Origin of the sequence: Pseudomonas sp. MWU16-30322, from assembly GCF_020515535.1 — a bacterium.
GTDB classification, from domain to species: Bacteria; Pseudomonadota; Gammaproteobacteria; order Pseudomonadales; family Pseudomonadaceae; genus Aquipseudomonas; species Aquipseudomonas fluorescens_H.
This window is the reverse complement of record NZ_JAIWYL010000017.1, coordinates 64,652-79,498: the sequence shown is the minus strand read 5'-3', so window position 1 is coordinate 79,498 and position 14,847 is coordinate 64,652. Positions and strand designations below refer to the sequence as shown.

16 protein-coding genes are annotated in these 14,847 nt (G+C 61.8%); 9 read left to right on the top strand and 7 right to left on the bottom strand.

The annotated features are described in order from the left end of the window. Window positions 1-110: 110 nt before the first annotated feature. Window positions 111-725 carry a 3-isopropylmalate dehydratase small subunit gene (leuD, locus tag LCH64_RS27445; protein ID WP_226501886.1) on the bottom strand — a complete coding sequence of 205 codons (615 nt, stop codon included), beginning with the start codon at window positions 723-725 and terminating at the stop codon, window positions 111-113. Beyond that, window positions 722-2,140 carry a 3-isopropylmalate dehydratase large subunit gene (leuC, locus tag LCH64_RS27440; RefSeq protein WP_226501885.1) on the bottom strand — a complete coding sequence of 473 codons (1,419 nt, stop codon included), beginning with the start codon at window positions 2,138-2,140 and terminating at the stop codon, window positions 722-724. Before leuC ends, leuD begins: the two co-directional genes overlap by 4 nt. 408 nt (window positions 2,141-2,548) lie before the next feature. Between leuC and LCH64_RS27435 the strand changes: the two genes are divergently transcribed. Genes LCH64_RS27435 through LCH64_RS27400 form a run of 8 tightly spaced genes read left to right on the top strand, consistent with a single transcriptional unit; the run spans window position 2,549 to window position 8,812 of the window. Then, window positions 2,549-3,748 carry a PepSY domain-containing protein gene (locus LCH64_RS27435; RefSeq protein WP_226501884.1) on the top strand — a complete coding sequence of 400 codons (1,200 nt, stop codon included), beginning with the start codon at window positions 2,549-2,551 and terminating at the stop codon, window positions 3,746-3,748. Next, on the top strand, window positions 3,745-4,287 hold the full coding sequence (locus LCH64_RS27430) for a thiamine pyrophosphate-binding protein (protein ID WP_226501883.1): 543 nt from the start codon (window positions 3,745-3,747) through the stop codon (window positions 4,285-4,287). Before LCH64_RS27435 ends, LCH64_RS27430 begins: the two co-directional genes overlap by 4 nt. Next, entirely contained in the window at window positions 4,284-4,625 is a 342-nt protein-coding gene (locus LCH64_RS27425; RefSeq protein WP_003226659.1) for a hypothetical protein, read from the top strand. Before LCH64_RS27430 ends, LCH64_RS27425 begins: the two co-directional genes overlap by 4 nt. Further along, window positions 4,622-5,197 (top strand): DUF6162 family protein, encoded by a 576-nt coding sequence (locus LCH64_RS27420; RefSeq protein WP_226501882.1) that lies wholly within the window; start codon window positions 4,622-4,624, stop codon window positions 5,195-5,197. The genes LCH64_RS27425 and LCH64_RS27420 overlap by 4 nt, the downstream gene beginning before the upstream one ends. A 35-nt stretch (window positions 5,198-5,232) precedes the next feature. Continuing rightward, complete coding sequence (locus LCH64_RS27415; protein WP_226501881.1) at window positions 5,233-6,162, top strand: metal ABC transporter substrate-binding protein; 930 nt, start codon at window positions 5,233-5,235, stop codon at window positions 6,160-6,162. After that, window positions 6,159-7,007 carry a metal ABC transporter ATP-binding protein gene (locus LCH64_RS27410; protein WP_226501880.1) on the top strand — a complete coding sequence of 283 codons (849 nt, stop codon included), beginning with the start codon at window positions 6,159-6,161 and terminating at the stop codon, window positions 7,005-7,007. The genes LCH64_RS27415 and LCH64_RS27410 overlap by 4 nt, the downstream gene beginning before the upstream one ends. Continuing rightward, a complete protein-coding gene (locus tag LCH64_RS27405; RefSeq protein WP_003226663.1) occupies window positions 7,007-7,906 on the top strand; it encodes a metal ABC transporter permease in 900 nt (299 codons plus the stop codon). Before LCH64_RS27410 ends, LCH64_RS27405 begins: the two co-directional genes overlap by 1 nt. Then, complete coding sequence (locus LCH64_RS27400; protein WP_226501879.1) at window positions 7,907-8,812, top strand: zinc ABC transporter substrate-binding protein; 906 nt, start codon at window positions 7,907-7,909, stop codon at window positions 8,810-8,812. Between the two features lie 186 nt (window positions 8,813-8,998). On the opposite strand, the gene LCH64_RS27395 is transcribed toward LCH64_RS27400, so the two are convergent. The 5 genes from LCH64_RS27395 to LCH64_RS27375 form a co-directional block, all read right to left on the bottom strand. Then, complete coding sequence (locus LCH64_RS27395; RefSeq protein WP_003226665.1) at window positions 8,999-9,223, bottom strand: MbtH family protein; 225 nt, start codon at window positions 9,221-9,223, stop codon at window positions 8,999-9,001. 83 nt (window positions 9,224-9,306) lie between these two features. Further along, a complete protein-coding gene (locus LCH64_RS27390) occupies window positions 9,307-10,719 on the bottom strand; it encodes an aspartate aminotransferase family protein (protein WP_226501878.1) in 1,413 nt (470 codons plus the stop codon). A 143-nt stretch (window positions 10,720-10,862) separates the two neighbouring features. Continuing rightward, window positions 10,863-11,348, bottom strand: coding sequence for a GNAT family N-acetyltransferase (locus tag LCH64_RS27385; RefSeq protein WP_226501877.1), 486 nt, complete (start codon window positions 11,346-11,348; stop codon window positions 10,863-10,865). Between the two features lie 216 nt (window positions 11,349-11,564). Next, window positions 11,565-12,887: an ATP-binding protein gene (locus LCH64_RS27380; RefSeq protein ID WP_226501876.1), complete on the bottom strand. Its 1,323-nt coding sequence runs from the start codon at window positions 12,885-12,887 to the stop codon at window positions 11,565-11,567. After that, window positions 12,887-13,567 (bottom strand): response regulator, encoded by a 681-nt coding sequence (locus LCH64_RS27375; RefSeq protein ID WP_226501875.1) that lies wholly within the window; start codon window positions 13,565-13,567, stop codon window positions 12,887-12,889. Before LCH64_RS27375 ends, LCH64_RS27380 begins: the two co-directional genes overlap by 1 nt. A 284-nt stretch (window positions 13,568-13,851) precedes the next feature. Between LCH64_RS27375 and LCH64_RS27370 the strand changes: the two genes are divergently transcribed. Beyond that, window positions 13,852-14,547, top strand: a complete 696-nt coding sequence (locus LCH64_RS27370) for a hypothetical protein (protein WP_226501874.1) — start codon at window positions 13,852-13,854, stop codon at window positions 14,545-14,547. Window positions 14,548-14,847 lie beyond the last annotated feature (300 nt).

Genomic DNA, 14,847 nt, shown 5'->3' with positions numbered 1-14,847 from the left:
AAAACCCTGTGGGAGCGAGCCTGCTCGCGAAGGCGTCGGGTCAGACAATTGAGTGCTGACTGACACGACGCCTTCGCGAGCAGGCTCGCTCCCACAGAGTTAGACGTGTGTCAGGCCAGCCATGGGTTGGCGGCCAGGTGTTCGCGCTCGAACGCCTCGATCTGCTCACGCCGCTGCAAGGTACTGCCAATCGCATCCAGCCCCAGCAACAGCGCAGTCTTGCGTAAGCCATCAATCTGGAAATCGATGACTTCACCGTCCGCCAGTCGGATCTGCTGCGCGTCTAGATCGACACTGATCTGCGCCATGTCGGGCTGGCTCACCAGTCGGCCAATGCGCTGCACTTGAGCCTCATCCAGAGTGATCAGCAACACGCCGTTGCGCTGGCAGTTGTCGTAGAAGATCCCGGCAAAACTGCTGCCGATCAGCGCGCGAATGCCCATCTGCTGCAACCCCCACACCGCATGTTCGCGACTGGAACCGCAGCCGAAATTCGCCCCGACCACCAGAAAGTTCGCGCCCTGCCAGGCCGGCTGGTTCAACACGAATTCAGGGTTGGGCGTACCGTCGGCAAGAAAACGCAGATCGAAAAACAGCCCACGATCCAGACCCTGACGGTCGATACCCTTGAGAAACTGCTTGGGCATGATCACGTCGGTATCGACGTTGGCCGCAAGCAGCGGCGCGGCCCGGCCGCTGACTTGAGTGAAGGGTTGCAGACTCATGGGCGTTCTCCAAAGTGACGGATGTCAGTCAAATGGCCGTTGATCGCCGCGGCGGCGACCATGGCCGGGCTCATCAGGTGCGTACGCGCCCCCGCGCCCTGCCGGCCTTCGAAATTGCGGTTGGTGCTGGAGGCGCAGCGGTCGCCGGGGGCCAGCACGTCATCGTTCATCGCCAGGCACATCGAACAGCCGGACTGGCGCCATTCAAACCCGGCGTCGATGAAGATCTGCGCCAGCCCTTCGGCTTCGGCCTGGGCGCGGACCTCACTGGAGCCGGGCACGATCATCGCCCGCACATGCCCGGCCACCCGCCGCCCGCGCACGACGCTGGCGGCGTCACGTAAATCTTCGATCCGCGCGTTGGTGCAGGAGCCGATAAAAGCGTGACTGATGACGATATCGCGCAGCGCCATCCCCGCCTCCAGGCCCATGTATTGAAGGGCGCGGCGCATGTCCTGTCGCAGGATCGGATCGTCGATAGTCTGCGGGTCCGGCACCCGTGCACCAATCGCCGCCGCCTGATCGGGGCTGGTGCCCCAGGTGACCATCGGCTCCAGCAGACTGGCGTCGAGGTACACTTCGCGGTCGAACACGGCGCCGGAATCGCTGCGCAATTCACGCCATTTTTCCACGCCGCGCGCCCAGAGTTCGCCTCGTGGCGCGCGCGGTTTGCCGTTGAGATAAGCAAAGACTTTTTCGTCAGGCGCCATGAACGCGCCGCGCGCGCCCGCCTCGACCGCCATGTTGCAAATGGTCATGCGTGCTTCGACGCTCAGCGCATCAATGGTCGAGCCCGAGAACTCGATCGCATAGCCCGTGGCCCCCGACGCACCGATCCTGCCGATCAGCGCCATGATCACGTCCTTGGAAGTCAGCCCCGGCGCCAGTTCGCCATCCACCGTCACGCGCATACTTTTCAGGCGCTTGTAGACCAGCGTCTGCGAGGCCAACAGATGCTCGATCTCCGAGGTGCCGATGCCAAACCCGAACGCCCCCAGCGCACCGTACGTGGTGGTGTGGCTGTCGCCGGCGGCGATGACCATGCCCGGCAGGATGAAACCCTGCTCCGGGGCGATCACATGCTCGATGCCTTGGCGCTTGTCGAGAATATCCAGCAGTTCGATGCCGAAGTCCCGGCAGTTTTCCGCCAGATACGACACCTGCCGCGCACCGCCCGCATCTGGCATCGCCGCCACCCGTTTGGGGGTGGTCGGATTGACATGATCGACCACCGCCAGCGCCGTGGCCGGTCGCCAGACCTTGCGCCCGGCAGCGCGCAGACCGCTGAACGCCTGCGGGCTGGTGTATTCGTTGATCACCTGACGGTCGATATACAGCAGTACATGGCCTTGGTCGTCGAGGCGGCACACGGTGTGCGAATCGATGTGTTTGTCGTAGAGGGTTCTGGGGCTCATCAAGGCGCTCACTCAGGGAAATCCGGTGCTCTCCATCATAGGGAGCGCCGACCGGCCATCAATTGCCTGACAGTGAGCGCGGCATTCATGAATCGTGTTTGATCGGTTGATCATCAAACACCCCCTGTAGGAGCGGGCTTGCTCGCGAAGGCGTCCTCTCAGTCGACATCCTTATCGAATGAACCACCGCATTCGCGAGCAAGCCCGCTCCCACAGGGGGGTGGTGGCGTCTGGGCGGAAGTGCGAAACATTTACTTTCATATCGTCTTTCGGGATTTGTCCGGCTCATCCGTCCTATAGAGATGCAGGCCGTTCGCGTAGGCAACAGCCACGACCGCGCCTTTTACGGAGAACCATGCTGCGAAGCCCGTAGCAGAGGCTCCTCTCACCGAATCAAGACGCGCAATCATGTCAAAGAAATCCCGCTCGAAACTGTGGTTCCTGGTGCATAGCTGGCTCGCGTTGCCGATCTGGTTTTTTGTCCTGATCGTCTGTGTCACTGGCACGCTGGCGGTGGTCAGCCAGGAAATCGTCTGGCTGGCCAACCCGCAGATGCGTGCCAGCCCGCCGTCGGACGACGCACCGCTGCTCAGTTACGATCAAGTACTGGCGGCGATCAAACAAGCCGAGCCGCAGACACTGGTACAAAGCATCAGCCGTCCCGATGAGTCGCACTTTGCCCTGGACGTCGAAGTCAGCTACCCGGACGGTCGCTCGCTGACGGTCTATGTCAATCCGTACACCGGAGTCATTCAGGGCACCGCCCCCAGCTTCGACTTCAAGGCGTTCACCCGCGCCCTGCACGGCTGGTGGCTGGTGCCGTTCACCAACGGTTTCAGTTGGGGCTGGTATCTGGTGTCGTTTCTTGGCGTGCCGATGCTGGTGTCGTTGATCACCGGGTTGGTGGTCTACAAAAAATTCTGGAAAGGTTTTCTGCGCCCGACCCTGCGCATACGCCACGGCGCGCGGATCTTCTGGGGCGACTTCCACCGACTGTGCGGCATCTGGTCGATCTGGTTCATCGCGGTGATCTCCATCACCGGCATCTGGTTTCTGATCCGCGCGATCCTGTTCGATAACCAGATCTCCATTTCCAGCGAGCCGATCATTCCCGCCATGTCCCGGGATAGCGTGCCGATTTCGGCCGCCGGCACACCACCGCCGCGTATCAGCCTGGACCGCGCCGTCGAGATCGCCCAGCAGAAGATCCCAGGGCTGGAGGCCAGTTTCGTCAGCCTTCCAGGTAACGCCTACAGCCACATGAGCGTCGGCGGTCGCGGCTGGTATCCGCTGATGTTCCAGACCGCAACGCTCAATCCGTACAACGGCGACATCGCCGCGTCCCGCCTGCTGTCCGATCGCTCCTCGCTGGAGTTTGTCACCGAGTCGATGCGACCGCTGCACACGGGTGATTTCGGCGGCATCTGGATCAAGTTGATCTGGTTCTTCTTCGGCCTGCTGCTGAGCATGATGGTACTCAGCGGCTTGCTGATCTGGACCAAGCGCACGGCGCTGGCCACCGCCAATGCGCTGAAGCGCGAGGAAAAGAAAAACCGCATCCAGGCACAACCGGCCCGTACCCGTGTGCCTTCGGAGGTGAGCCTGTGAGCAAGTCCGGCACGATCACACCGCCCTCCCGACTGGCCCGTTTCTGGCACCAATGGCGCTTTCACCTGAATGTCCTGCTCCTGCTGATTCCGCTGGGCTTCATGCCCAAGTACTTCGCCGACGCTTCGCTGTTTCGCGGCGACAGCGGTTTGGGCCAACGGGAGATAGGCAACATCCAGGTCGGCCCGTGGAGCCTGCGACTGGCCGAATTGCGCAACGAAGCACCGACTCTCACCGGACCGGCCGGCTATATGAAGGATTTCAGCGCCGCCCTGTGCGATGCCTGTATCGAACAGGTCAAAGCTACCTACCTGCGCATCGGCAAGCCGCGCAGCCTGCGCGCCGCTGGCACTATCTTCTTCGGTACGCCGTACCGCATGGGCACACAAATGCCGATTCCGGAAAAGACCCGTCCCGACGCCGAACTGTGGATCACCATGGAAGGCTGGGACGGCAGCATGCATCAGGCCTCGATTCCCCTTAGCCAGGCCTCCCCCGCGACCCTCGCCTGGCTGAACCAACAAGGAGCCAAACCATGAACTGCGTTCAACGCCCTTCCCGTCTGCGGTTGCGCGCCGCGTTGCTGATGCTGTGCGCAGGCTTCAGCGCCGGCGCCCTGGCCCATAACCCGATGTGCGAATGCAAAGCCGTCGACGCCGAGCAGATCAAATGCACCGGCGGCTTTTCCGATGGCAGCGGCGCACCGGGGGTGACCCTGGACGTGATCGGTTACGACGAAACTATTCTGGTGCCGGGCAAGCTCGGCGCCGATTCGAGCCTGACCTTCAAGAAACCGGCGGCCGAATTTTATGTGCTGTTCGACGCCGGCCCCGGGCACGTCGTGGAAATCGACCAAGCCGACATCGAGGCCCCATGAGCACGCCCACCACCCAAGTCGTACGTCCGGCCGGCGCCGGGCATGAAACCCTGAATGTCCTGATCTTGTGTTTGCTGATCCTTGCCGTCGCCGGATCAGTGGTGGCATGGCGCGGGGTGTCCCATGAGCCGGAGCCGGTTTCCAGCCATCAACTCGATGCACGGCGCGACCTGAGTGCCGCCGAGCAAGGCATCTATGCCGACCTGCGGGTGACCCTCGACGAGATCCGCCTGCTGCGTGAAGAGCAGCAAAGCCTGCCGACCCCGCAAACTCTGGCCGAGGAAGGTTTCGCCCCGTTCGCTCAGGATGCCAGCTCGGTCAGCCGTGGCGGCCATGCCTGGCAGTTACTGGCGGACAGCGCCTATTACGGCCACAGCCAGTCGCCCGCCGTCGCCGGTTCGTTCGTGATGTTGCTGAGCGCCGACGCCAGTGCCGCGCCGGACATCTGGCTTAACCGCGACGCCGATCTGCAAACGCCTGCCGAGCTGACCGACGCAGCGCTGTCCGCCGCCGGCTGGAAACAGATCGTCGCGCAGTTCGATGCCGGCGTGACCCGCGAACATCGCCACTGAACCTTCGCCTTCACCCGAGAGAAGACCGCTTGCCCATGCTTATTTCACTGACTCGCCGTCCCCTCCTGCGCACTCTGCTGATAGGCCTGTGCGCGTGCCTGCTGAGCCCGCTGGCCAGCGCCGAACCGGGCAAACGCCTGCGCATCGGCATCACCCTGCACCCGTATTACAGCTATGTGGCGAACATCGTCGGCGACAAGGCCGAGGTGGTGCCGCTGATTCCCGCCGGTTTCAACCCGCACGCCTATGAGCCGCGCGCCGAAGACATCAAGCGTATCAGCGGCCTGGATGTGATCGTGCTCAACGGTGTCGGCCATGACGACTTCGCCGACCGGATGATCGCCGCCAGCGAAACGCCGAACATCAAGACCATCGAAGCCAACGAAAACGTGCCGCTGCTGGCCGCCACCGGGACCGCTGCGCGCGGCGCCGGCAAAGTGGTCAACCCGCACACGTTCCTGTCGATCAGCGCCTCGATTGCCCAGGTCAACAACATCGCCCGCGAGCTGGGCAAACTTGATCCGGACAACGCCAAGACCTACACCCAGAACGCCCGCGCCTACGGCAAACGCCTGCGGCAGATGCGCGCCGATGCGCTGGCCAAACTGACCCAGGCGCCCAACGCCGAACTGCGTGTGGCCACAGTGCATGCGGCCTACGACTATCTACTGCGCGAATTCGGCCTGGAAGTGACGGCCGTGGTCGAGCCGGCCCACGGCATCGAACCCAGCCCGAGCCAGTTGAAAAAGACCATCGACCAACTGCGCGAACTCGACGTCAAGGTGATCTTCTCCGAGATGGATTTCCCCTCCACCTACGTCGAAACCATCCAGCGTGAGTCGGGGGTGAAGCTGTATCCGCTGTCGCACATTTCCTACGGCGAATACACCGCCGACAAGTACGAAAAGGAAATGACCGGCAACCTCGACACCGTGGTGCGGGCGATTCAGGAGTCCGGGGCATGACGGTAAAAGAAACCCTCTCTGACACCCCGCCATCCCCTGTGGGAGCGGGCTTGCTCGCGAAGGCGCCGGGTCAGCCAACATCTTTATCGAATGACACACCGCATTCGCGAGCAAGCCCGCTCCCACAAGGGGTAAATGGGCCGACTCTGGATTTTGCGGAAGTCTCTCTGACCCTCGGGCGCACCACGATTCTCGACAACGTCACCTTCCAGGTTCAACCCGGCCACGTGCACGCGCTGGTCGGCCCCAACGGCGGCGGCAAGAGTTCGCTGATCAAGACCCTGCTCGGGCAAATGCCGCATCAGGGTCAACTGAGCCTGCACTGGCCCGGCCAACCCGGCACCATCGGTTATGTGCCGCAGGCGCTGGAATTCGATCGCGGCTTGCCGATGACCGTCGACGATTTCATGGCCGCCATGTGCCAGCGCCGGCCGGCGTTTCTCGGCTTGAGCAAGCACTACGCCAAGGCCATCGGCGAGGCGCTGGAACGGGTCGGCATGCAGGACAAACGCAAGCGGCGCATGGGCGCGTTGTCCGGTGGCGAACGTCAGCGCGTGTTGCTCGCGCAAGGCTTGATCCCGGCCCCGCAATTGCTGGTGCTGGATGAGCCGATGTCTGCCCTCGACGAAGCCGGGATCCAGGTGTTCGAACGCCTGCTCGGTGACTGGCGCGCTGCCGGCATCACCGTGCTGTGGATCGAGCACGATCTGGAAGCGGTCAAGCGTCTGGCCAAACGGGTCACCGGTCTCAACCGCCGCGTGCTGTTCGACGCTACGCCGCAACAGGCGCTGACTCCGGAACGCCTGTTGAGTCTGTTTTCCACCCATCCACGGAGCGCGGTCTGATGAGTTACGAAGCCTTTCGTTTGATGGTTCAGGGCTGGGCGTCGTCCGGTTACCTGCCGGAGGCGCTGGCCTACGGATTTGTGGTCAACGCGCTGCTTGCCGGCCTGTTGATCGGCCCGGTGCTCGGCGGCCTCGGCACGCTGGTGGTGGTCAAGCGCTTTGCGTTTTTCTCCGAAGCGGTCGGACATGCGGCGCTGACCGGTGTTGCCATCGGCATTCTGCTTGGCGAACCCTACACCGGGCCGTACGGCAGCCTGTTCGGTTACTGCCTGCTGTTCGGCATCCTGCTCAACTACCTGCGCAACCGCACCGGCCTGGCGCCGGACACCCTGATCGGCGTGTTCCTCTCGGTATCGCTGGCCCTCGGCGCGAGCCTGCTGTTGATTCTGGCCGGCAAGATCAACGTGCACATTCTGGAGAACGTGCTGTTCGGTTCAGTGCTCACCGTCAACGGCAATGACCTGCTGGTGCTGGCCATCGTCGGTTCGCTGGTCATGGCGCTGGCGCTGCCGTTGTACAACCGGATCATGCTCGCCAGTTTCAACCCGCAACTGGCGGCGGTGCGCGGCGTGGCGGTGAAGACTCTGGATTACCTGTTCGTGATTCTGGTGACGCTGATCACCGTCGCGGCGGTGAAGGTCATCGGCGCAATTCTGGTCGGCGCGTTGCTGGTGATTCCGGCGGCGGCAGCGCGGTTACTGAGCCAGTCGCTCAAGGGCTTCTTCTGGTGTTCGGTGCTGATTGCCACCGTCAGCACGCTATGCGGGATTCTCGCGCCGATCGTCTTCGATCTGCCGATCCCCTCCGGCGCCGCGATCATCCTGGTCGCCGGCATTGCCTTCGCCCTCGCCGCCATTGCGCGCGGGGTCGTCCCGAGTCTGAAAGGGAACCTTGGATAAATGACTTTCTCACTGCGAAAACTGACCCTGGCCATGGCCCTGTGCGGCGTGGTCGGCAGCCCGCTGATGGCGGCTGAAAACCCTGAACCGCTGCGCGTGCTGGCCTCGTTGCCCATCACTTACGGTCTGGGCGAAGTGCTGCTCAAGGGCACTGACGTCAGCCTCGAGCGCGCAGCTCCGGCGAATCTGCCGGGCAGCCGTCAGACCGCATACTTCACCGGTCGCGGCGCTCCGGCGCTGGGCAAACTGGCGAGCAATGCCGACGCGGTGATCGGCGTGCGCTCGCTGTGGGCCGATGATCCGCTGTACCCGATCGCGCGGCGCAGCAACATTCGCATCGTTGAAGTCGATGCGGCGCGCCCGGTCGACGGCGCCCTGCCGGGGATTGCCGTGCAGCCGGGGCTGAAGGTCGATGGTTTGAACAGTCAGCCATGGCTGGCGAGCAACAACATGGGACGGATGGCCGATGTGATCGCGGCGGATCTGGTGCGTCTGGCGCCGTCCGCCAAGCCGAAGATCGAGGCCAATCTGGCGGCGCTGAAACAGCGCCTGCTCAAGCTCAGCGCCGACAGCGAAGCGCGCCTGGCCGAGGCTGACAACCTGAGCGTGATGAGCCTCAGCGATCACTTCGGTTACCTGATCGGCAGCCTGAATCTGGAGCTGATCGGTCAGGACGCACGAGCAGATGCCGAGTGGACAGCCGAAGATCTGAAGAAACTCACGGCGACGCTGAAGGACAACGACGTGGCGCTGGTGCTGCATCATCGCCAGCCATCGGAGGCAGTGAAAGCGGCAATTGCCGCCTCGGGGAGTCATCTGCTGGTGTTGAGTACCGATGCGGCGGATCCGGTGGCGGAGCTGGAGGGGAATGTGGATTTGTTGCTCAAGGGGTTGAGCGGGGCGTAGTTTCAGTAATACCGCGTTATCGTTCTTCGCGAGCAAGCCCGCTCCCACAGGGGAGTTGTGTGCACCACAGATCCAATGTGGGAGCGGGCTTGCCCGCGAAGAGGCCCGCCAGAACAACACCATTGCCAGGAATGAAAAAACCCGCTGCCTGTCACCAGTCCAGCGGGTTTGTTTTTGGCGGATAAATTACTGAGCCGCCGCCTGCCCTTCCATCTTCTGACGCAGGCTCAGCGGACGCATGTCGGTCCAGACTTCCTCAATGTAGGCCAGGCATTCCTTCTTCAGGCCGCTCTTGCCCACGGTGCGCCAGCCTTCCGGCACGGCTTTGTAATCCGGCCAGATCGAGTATTGCTCTTCGTGGTTGACCACGACCTGAAAGAGGATGTCCTCGCGGTCGAATACTGACGTCATGCTGGTTCTCCATCGGTGTAAGGGTAGGCTGCACCTGGGGTGCAGCCGGGTATGTAGATAGAACGTTCAACGCTGCGAAAAATTTACTCGGCGGCGGTGGCGGCAGCCAAGGCGCGGCCGAAGATCTCGGCGACATGATCGATTTCGGCAGCCGTGATCACCAGCGGCGGCAGGAAGCGCACCACCGCACCATGCCGGCCGCCCAGCTCCAGAATCAGCCCACGCTTGAGGCATTCACGCTGCACCAGCGGTGCCAGGCGCGCGAATGCCGGCGGATGACCGAGGGCGTCCGGCGCGCCGTTCGGGTCCACCAGCTCAACGCCCAGCATCAAGCCACGACCACGAATATCGCCCAGTTGCGGGAAGTCGCGTTGCAGGATCCGCAGATGTTCGCTCAGACGCTCGCCCATGGCGGCAGCGTGTTCGCAGACCTTGTGTTCGAGCAGATAACGCATCACCGCCGAACCAGCCGCCATCGCCATCTGGTTGCCACGGAACGTGCCGGCGTGGGCGCCCGGCTGCCAGGTGTCGAGCCAGTCACGATAGACCACCACCGCGAGCGGCAGGCTGCCGCCGATGGCTTTGGACAACACCACCACGTCCGGGACAATGCCGGCGTGCTCGAAGGCAAACATCTTGCCGGTACGGGCGAAACCGCTCTGGATCTCATCGACGATCAGCGCCACGCCAGCCTTCTCGGTGATCCGGCGCAAGCCACGCAGCCACTCGATATCGGCCGGGATCACCCCGCCCTCACCCTGCACCGCTTCGACGATCACCGCCGCCGGCAACTGCACGCCGGCTTCAGGATCGTTGAGCAGGTTTTCCAGATAACTCAGGTTGGCTTTCACCCCGGCCGCGCCGCCGAGGCCGAACGGACAGCGGTAGTCATAGGGAAACGGCATGAACTGCACGCCGTTGCTGAGCAAGGCACCCAGTGGTTTCTTCGGCCCCAGGCTGCCCATCAGGCTCAGCGCACCCTGGCTCATGCCGTGATAACCGCCGGAGAACGACAGCACGGTGCTGCGCCCGGTGGCGGTGCGCACCAGTTTCAACGCGGCTTCCACCGCATCGGTGCCGGTCGGGCCGCAGAACTGGATTTTCGCCTCGGCCGCCAATGCCGGCGGCAGTAGCCCGAACAGGTCCTGGACGAACTGATCCTTGACCGGTGTGGTCAGGTCGAGGGTGTGCAGCGGCAGTTCATCGGCCAGCACTTGCTGAATCGCCTCGATCACCACCGGGTGGTTGTGCCCCAGCGCGAGGGTGCCGGCACCGGCCAGGCAATCGATGAACGTACGGCCCTCAACATCTTCGACATACAGGCCCTTGGCACGTTTGAGCGCCAGCGGAATGCGCCGCGGATAGCTGCGGGCATTGGATTCCTGCTGACTCTGCCGGGCCAGCAATGGTGACTCGTTGAACTGATACAGGGTTTCGGCCGGCGCGGAGGTGATCCGGGCCGACGACTCTTCGATAAGGCTGGTGGCGACTGACATCTCTCGACCCCTCAATACGCTATGGATAGTGACCAAAACAGCACACCGCACAGGTGCGCGTTCCGGTCGCGGGGCGCACATGCAGGTTTTCCTGTTCTGGAAACGCTTAAGCGGGGCGAGGATTTAGACCCCGGATCGAGTTGTCAGTCGGGCACCGCCAATGGCTTGTGCATTGCAACGCGGTGCAGGCCCTGATCGGTGAAGGCCGGCGCCGTCTCGCGGTAACCCAGGTGCCGATAAAAAGCCACGCCGATACGGGTGCTGGAAACGCTCACCTGTGGCACGCCACGAATCCGCAGCCAACCTTCAAGATCAGTCATCAGGGCGCGCCCTGCACCACGGCGAAACCATTCCGGCTGCACATGGCAAAAGCCGATGTCGCCGCTGCCCGCCGCCATGCCGACGCCCACCGGCTTGTCCTGCAGCAAGGCGATGTTCAAATAGAAATGCGGATCGGCAAGGTGCGCACTGATGACGTCGGCGGACTGTAGGTCAATCCAGCGGCTGAGCAGTTGCGGGTCGTTGCGGTGGTCGAGCGCACAACCGACGCGGATCGAACGCTCGATGATGCGGCTGATAAGGCCGGCGTCGGCCGGCCTGGCCGGGCAAATGCAGATCGGTGCTTCCATGGCGCGTTCCCTCAATCCATTGAGTCAGAGCAGCCCCGACCTTAACGCCGGGGCCGGCGAATCACCAATGCAGAGACGTTACATTTGATGTGCCACACCACAAATCCCAATTGTGGGAGCGGGCTTGCTCGCGAAGGCGGCGTGCCAGTCGATACGTTGCTGACTGGCACGCCGCCTTCGCGAGCAAGCCCGCTCCCACAGGGGATTTTTGGTGGTTCAGGCAGGTTGCAGCGGCATCGTCAGTTCCACCCGCAAGCCATCCGGGCGGCTGTCGAAATGCAGGGAGCAAGCGCAGCGCTGGACGATGGCTTGCACGATGGCCAGGCCGAGGCCGCAGCCGGTGCTCTGGCCGTTACGCCAGAAGCGTTGGGTCAGATGCTGCAAATCATCGGCGGCGATACCCGGCCCATGGTCGCGCACTACAAAGCGTGCGCGCTGGCCGACGGTTTCCAGACTCAATTCCACGCTAGCGTCCGCCGGGGTATGGCGCAGGGCGTTGTCGAGCAGATTGCGCAGCGCGGCAATCGACAGCACCGCCGGCATTTGCACCGGCGCACTGGAGAGCTGCTTGGGCAATTGCAGCTTGATGCGCTGACGCTCACCGCCGGCCGCATCCTGCATCGCCAGTTTCGCCACCTGCTCGGCGCTGCACTGCACGCCGTCGTCGAACGACAGACTGCCCTCGACCCGCGCCAGCAAGAGCAATTGCTCCAGCGTGCGGTGCATGCGGTCGGCGCCCTCCTCGGCCCGCGCCAGCGACTGATCGCGGGCGCTGCCTTCGGTCATGCGCGCCACCTGCAGGTGCGTCTTGATCGCCGTCAGCGGGCTGCGCAGTTCGTGGGCGGCGTCACCGGTCAGGCGGCGTTCACGCTCGATGGTCTTGCCGATGCGCTGGAACAGCTGGTTCTGCGTATCGAGCAAGGGTTTCAGCTCGCTGGGAAACGACTGCAACTGCAACGGCTCAAGCGAGTCGGCATTGCGTCGCATCAAGGCTTCGCGCAGTCGATTGAGCGGCGCCAGGCCCTGGCCGATGCCCAGCCACAACAGGCACAGACAACCGAGCAATGCCACGCCGACCGGCACCGAGGCTGCCAGCAGGATCGACATGTTCAGGGCTTCGCGCTCGATCTGCCGATCGGCGGTGGTGATCCGCACATCACCTCGCGCAAGGGTAAAACTGCGCCACGGCGCGCCATCGATCATCTGGTCATGGAAGCCCATTTTCTCGGCTTCCAGGGTTTGCTCGGGGCTGCTGTGGCTGCGGGCCAGAATCTCTCCGCGCAGCGAACTGACCTGACAGGCCATGCCGCCGGGAATGTTCAATTGTTCGGCACTGAAATGGGTGCCCTCGCCCTTGCTCGGCAGCGGCGGCAATTGCTCCAGCAACCCAGCGACCATGCGCGCCGAGGCTACCAGACGCTGGTCGAGGGAAAACATCATCTGATTGCGCAAGTCGCTGAGCATCCAGGCCGCGGCCAGCGCCCAGATCAGGGCGAAAGCGGCACCGAGGGTCAGACTCAGGCGCAGACGCAGACTCATCACTTCTGTTGTTCTCCATCATCGGCCGGCCCGAGGCGATAGCCCAGACCGCGCACGGTTTCGACAATACCCTTACCGAGCTTGCTGCGCAGGTGATGGATGTGCACGTTCAGCGCATTACTTTCCAGCTCGTCATTGAAGCCATAGACGCTGTCCTTCAACTGCTCGGTGGACAGCACCCGGCCACGGTTGTGCAACAGCGCCTGCAACAGCGATTGCTCGCGACGCGACAATTCCACCGGTTTCCCGGCCAGCGTGGTTTCACGACTGCTCGGATCGTAGGTCAGCGCACCGTGTTCAATCAGGTTGACGCTGCGTCCGGCGACCCGGCGCAACAGGGTTTGCAGACGGGCGAACAGCTCCCGTAAATCGAACGGTTTGAGCAGGTAATCGTCAGCCCCGGCCTGCAGGCCATCGACCCGATCGGTCACCGAGTCGCGCGCGGTCAGGATCAGCACCGGAATTTCCAGACCCTGCTGACGCAGTTGTTGCAGCAACTTGAGGCCATCTTCGTCGGGCAGGCCGAGATCGAGCACCATCACGTCGAATTCGGCGACCTTGAGCATCGCCCGTGCTTTCGAGGCGGTGTTGACGTGCTCGACCGTCAGGCCCTGCGCCGTGAGACCGGCCACGATACCGCTGGCGATCAGTTCATCGTCTTCACAAACCAGTACGTGCATGGGGGCTCCATGAGCAAAAACGCCATTCAAGCAGCCGAAGATTAAGCCGCAGTTATGCCAAGTGTACCGTTTAACGAGAGAAACGCTGCGTAGCCGCACCCACTACCGCAGTACGTCAGGTAAAGAGTCGGTCATCTACCTGCGTTCCAATCCGATCGACAACCGCCAGGCGCAACTTTCAAATTGAAACATACCGGGCATATTAAAAATCAAACTGTGCAACTAACATCGACTGCACACGATTAACAACAACGCTTTCTTCAACAACCATTAAAGGACTAAACATGTCTCGATTAGGAAAGGCCGTCGCTGTTGACTGGCGCTCAGGCAAAGACCAGATTTACTTCTTTTTCACGCACTACAACATATACTCGCGCTTCAGCCTGGCAGAAAACAAAGTACCTGAAAAATATCCTTTGGAGGTATCCGGGAATTGGGATGACTTTCATGACGCCTATCAGTTGCGGTTTGGTTTTACGACCACTGGACTCGACACTGACAGGATAGACGGAGACTTCCTGTGGCTATTTCATTATGGAGAGGATCGACTCACTCCCTATGTCACCAAATATGATCAGGACGATGAACGCTGCATCAGCACGGTTCCAGTTCAGGAATCACGCTGGCATAAACTTGTGCCTTACTTCGACCGGATCATTGCAGGAACGTGGTGGCAAACCATGCCGGGCCGAGCACAGTTGTTCCGTTTCCTGATGGACAACGGTAAGGCGCTCAGGCTTGATTTTGGTTATGAGACACTTGTCGAAGAAATCATTAATGATGAAACATGGCCTGGGCTGGCCCAGTATCAAGACCGAATCATGACGGGTGCGCAAAACGATCGTACGCTGGCGGACAGTTATTGGTATCTGTTTTTGGACAAGGATGAATACATCCGCTACAACATTCAGAAAAATCAGATTCAGTCCGGACCCACCCCGATTGACGACGAATCCTGGCCAGGACTGCTGCGCGGCTAAAAACACTTTTTTCAAGTAAGTTATTGTTGGCGATCAAGCATCGATTAATCGCCAACAATACTACACACCTTGTCCCTACCCGCCAGAACAGTCAAACCCGCAATCATATTAATAAGCTTTATCAAGCGAAGTTTAGCCATTGGCAAACAGCAAGATATCAGCGGCAACGAATAACTCCGAGTTACGAAATCTTGCCTTTATGTTTATCTGAATGACAACCGGCCCGCCGATATGATCAAGAGGCGAAAAAAACATGTGGCGCGTATACAATCTCCGAAATCCGCTGGCCCGGGTTGCTGA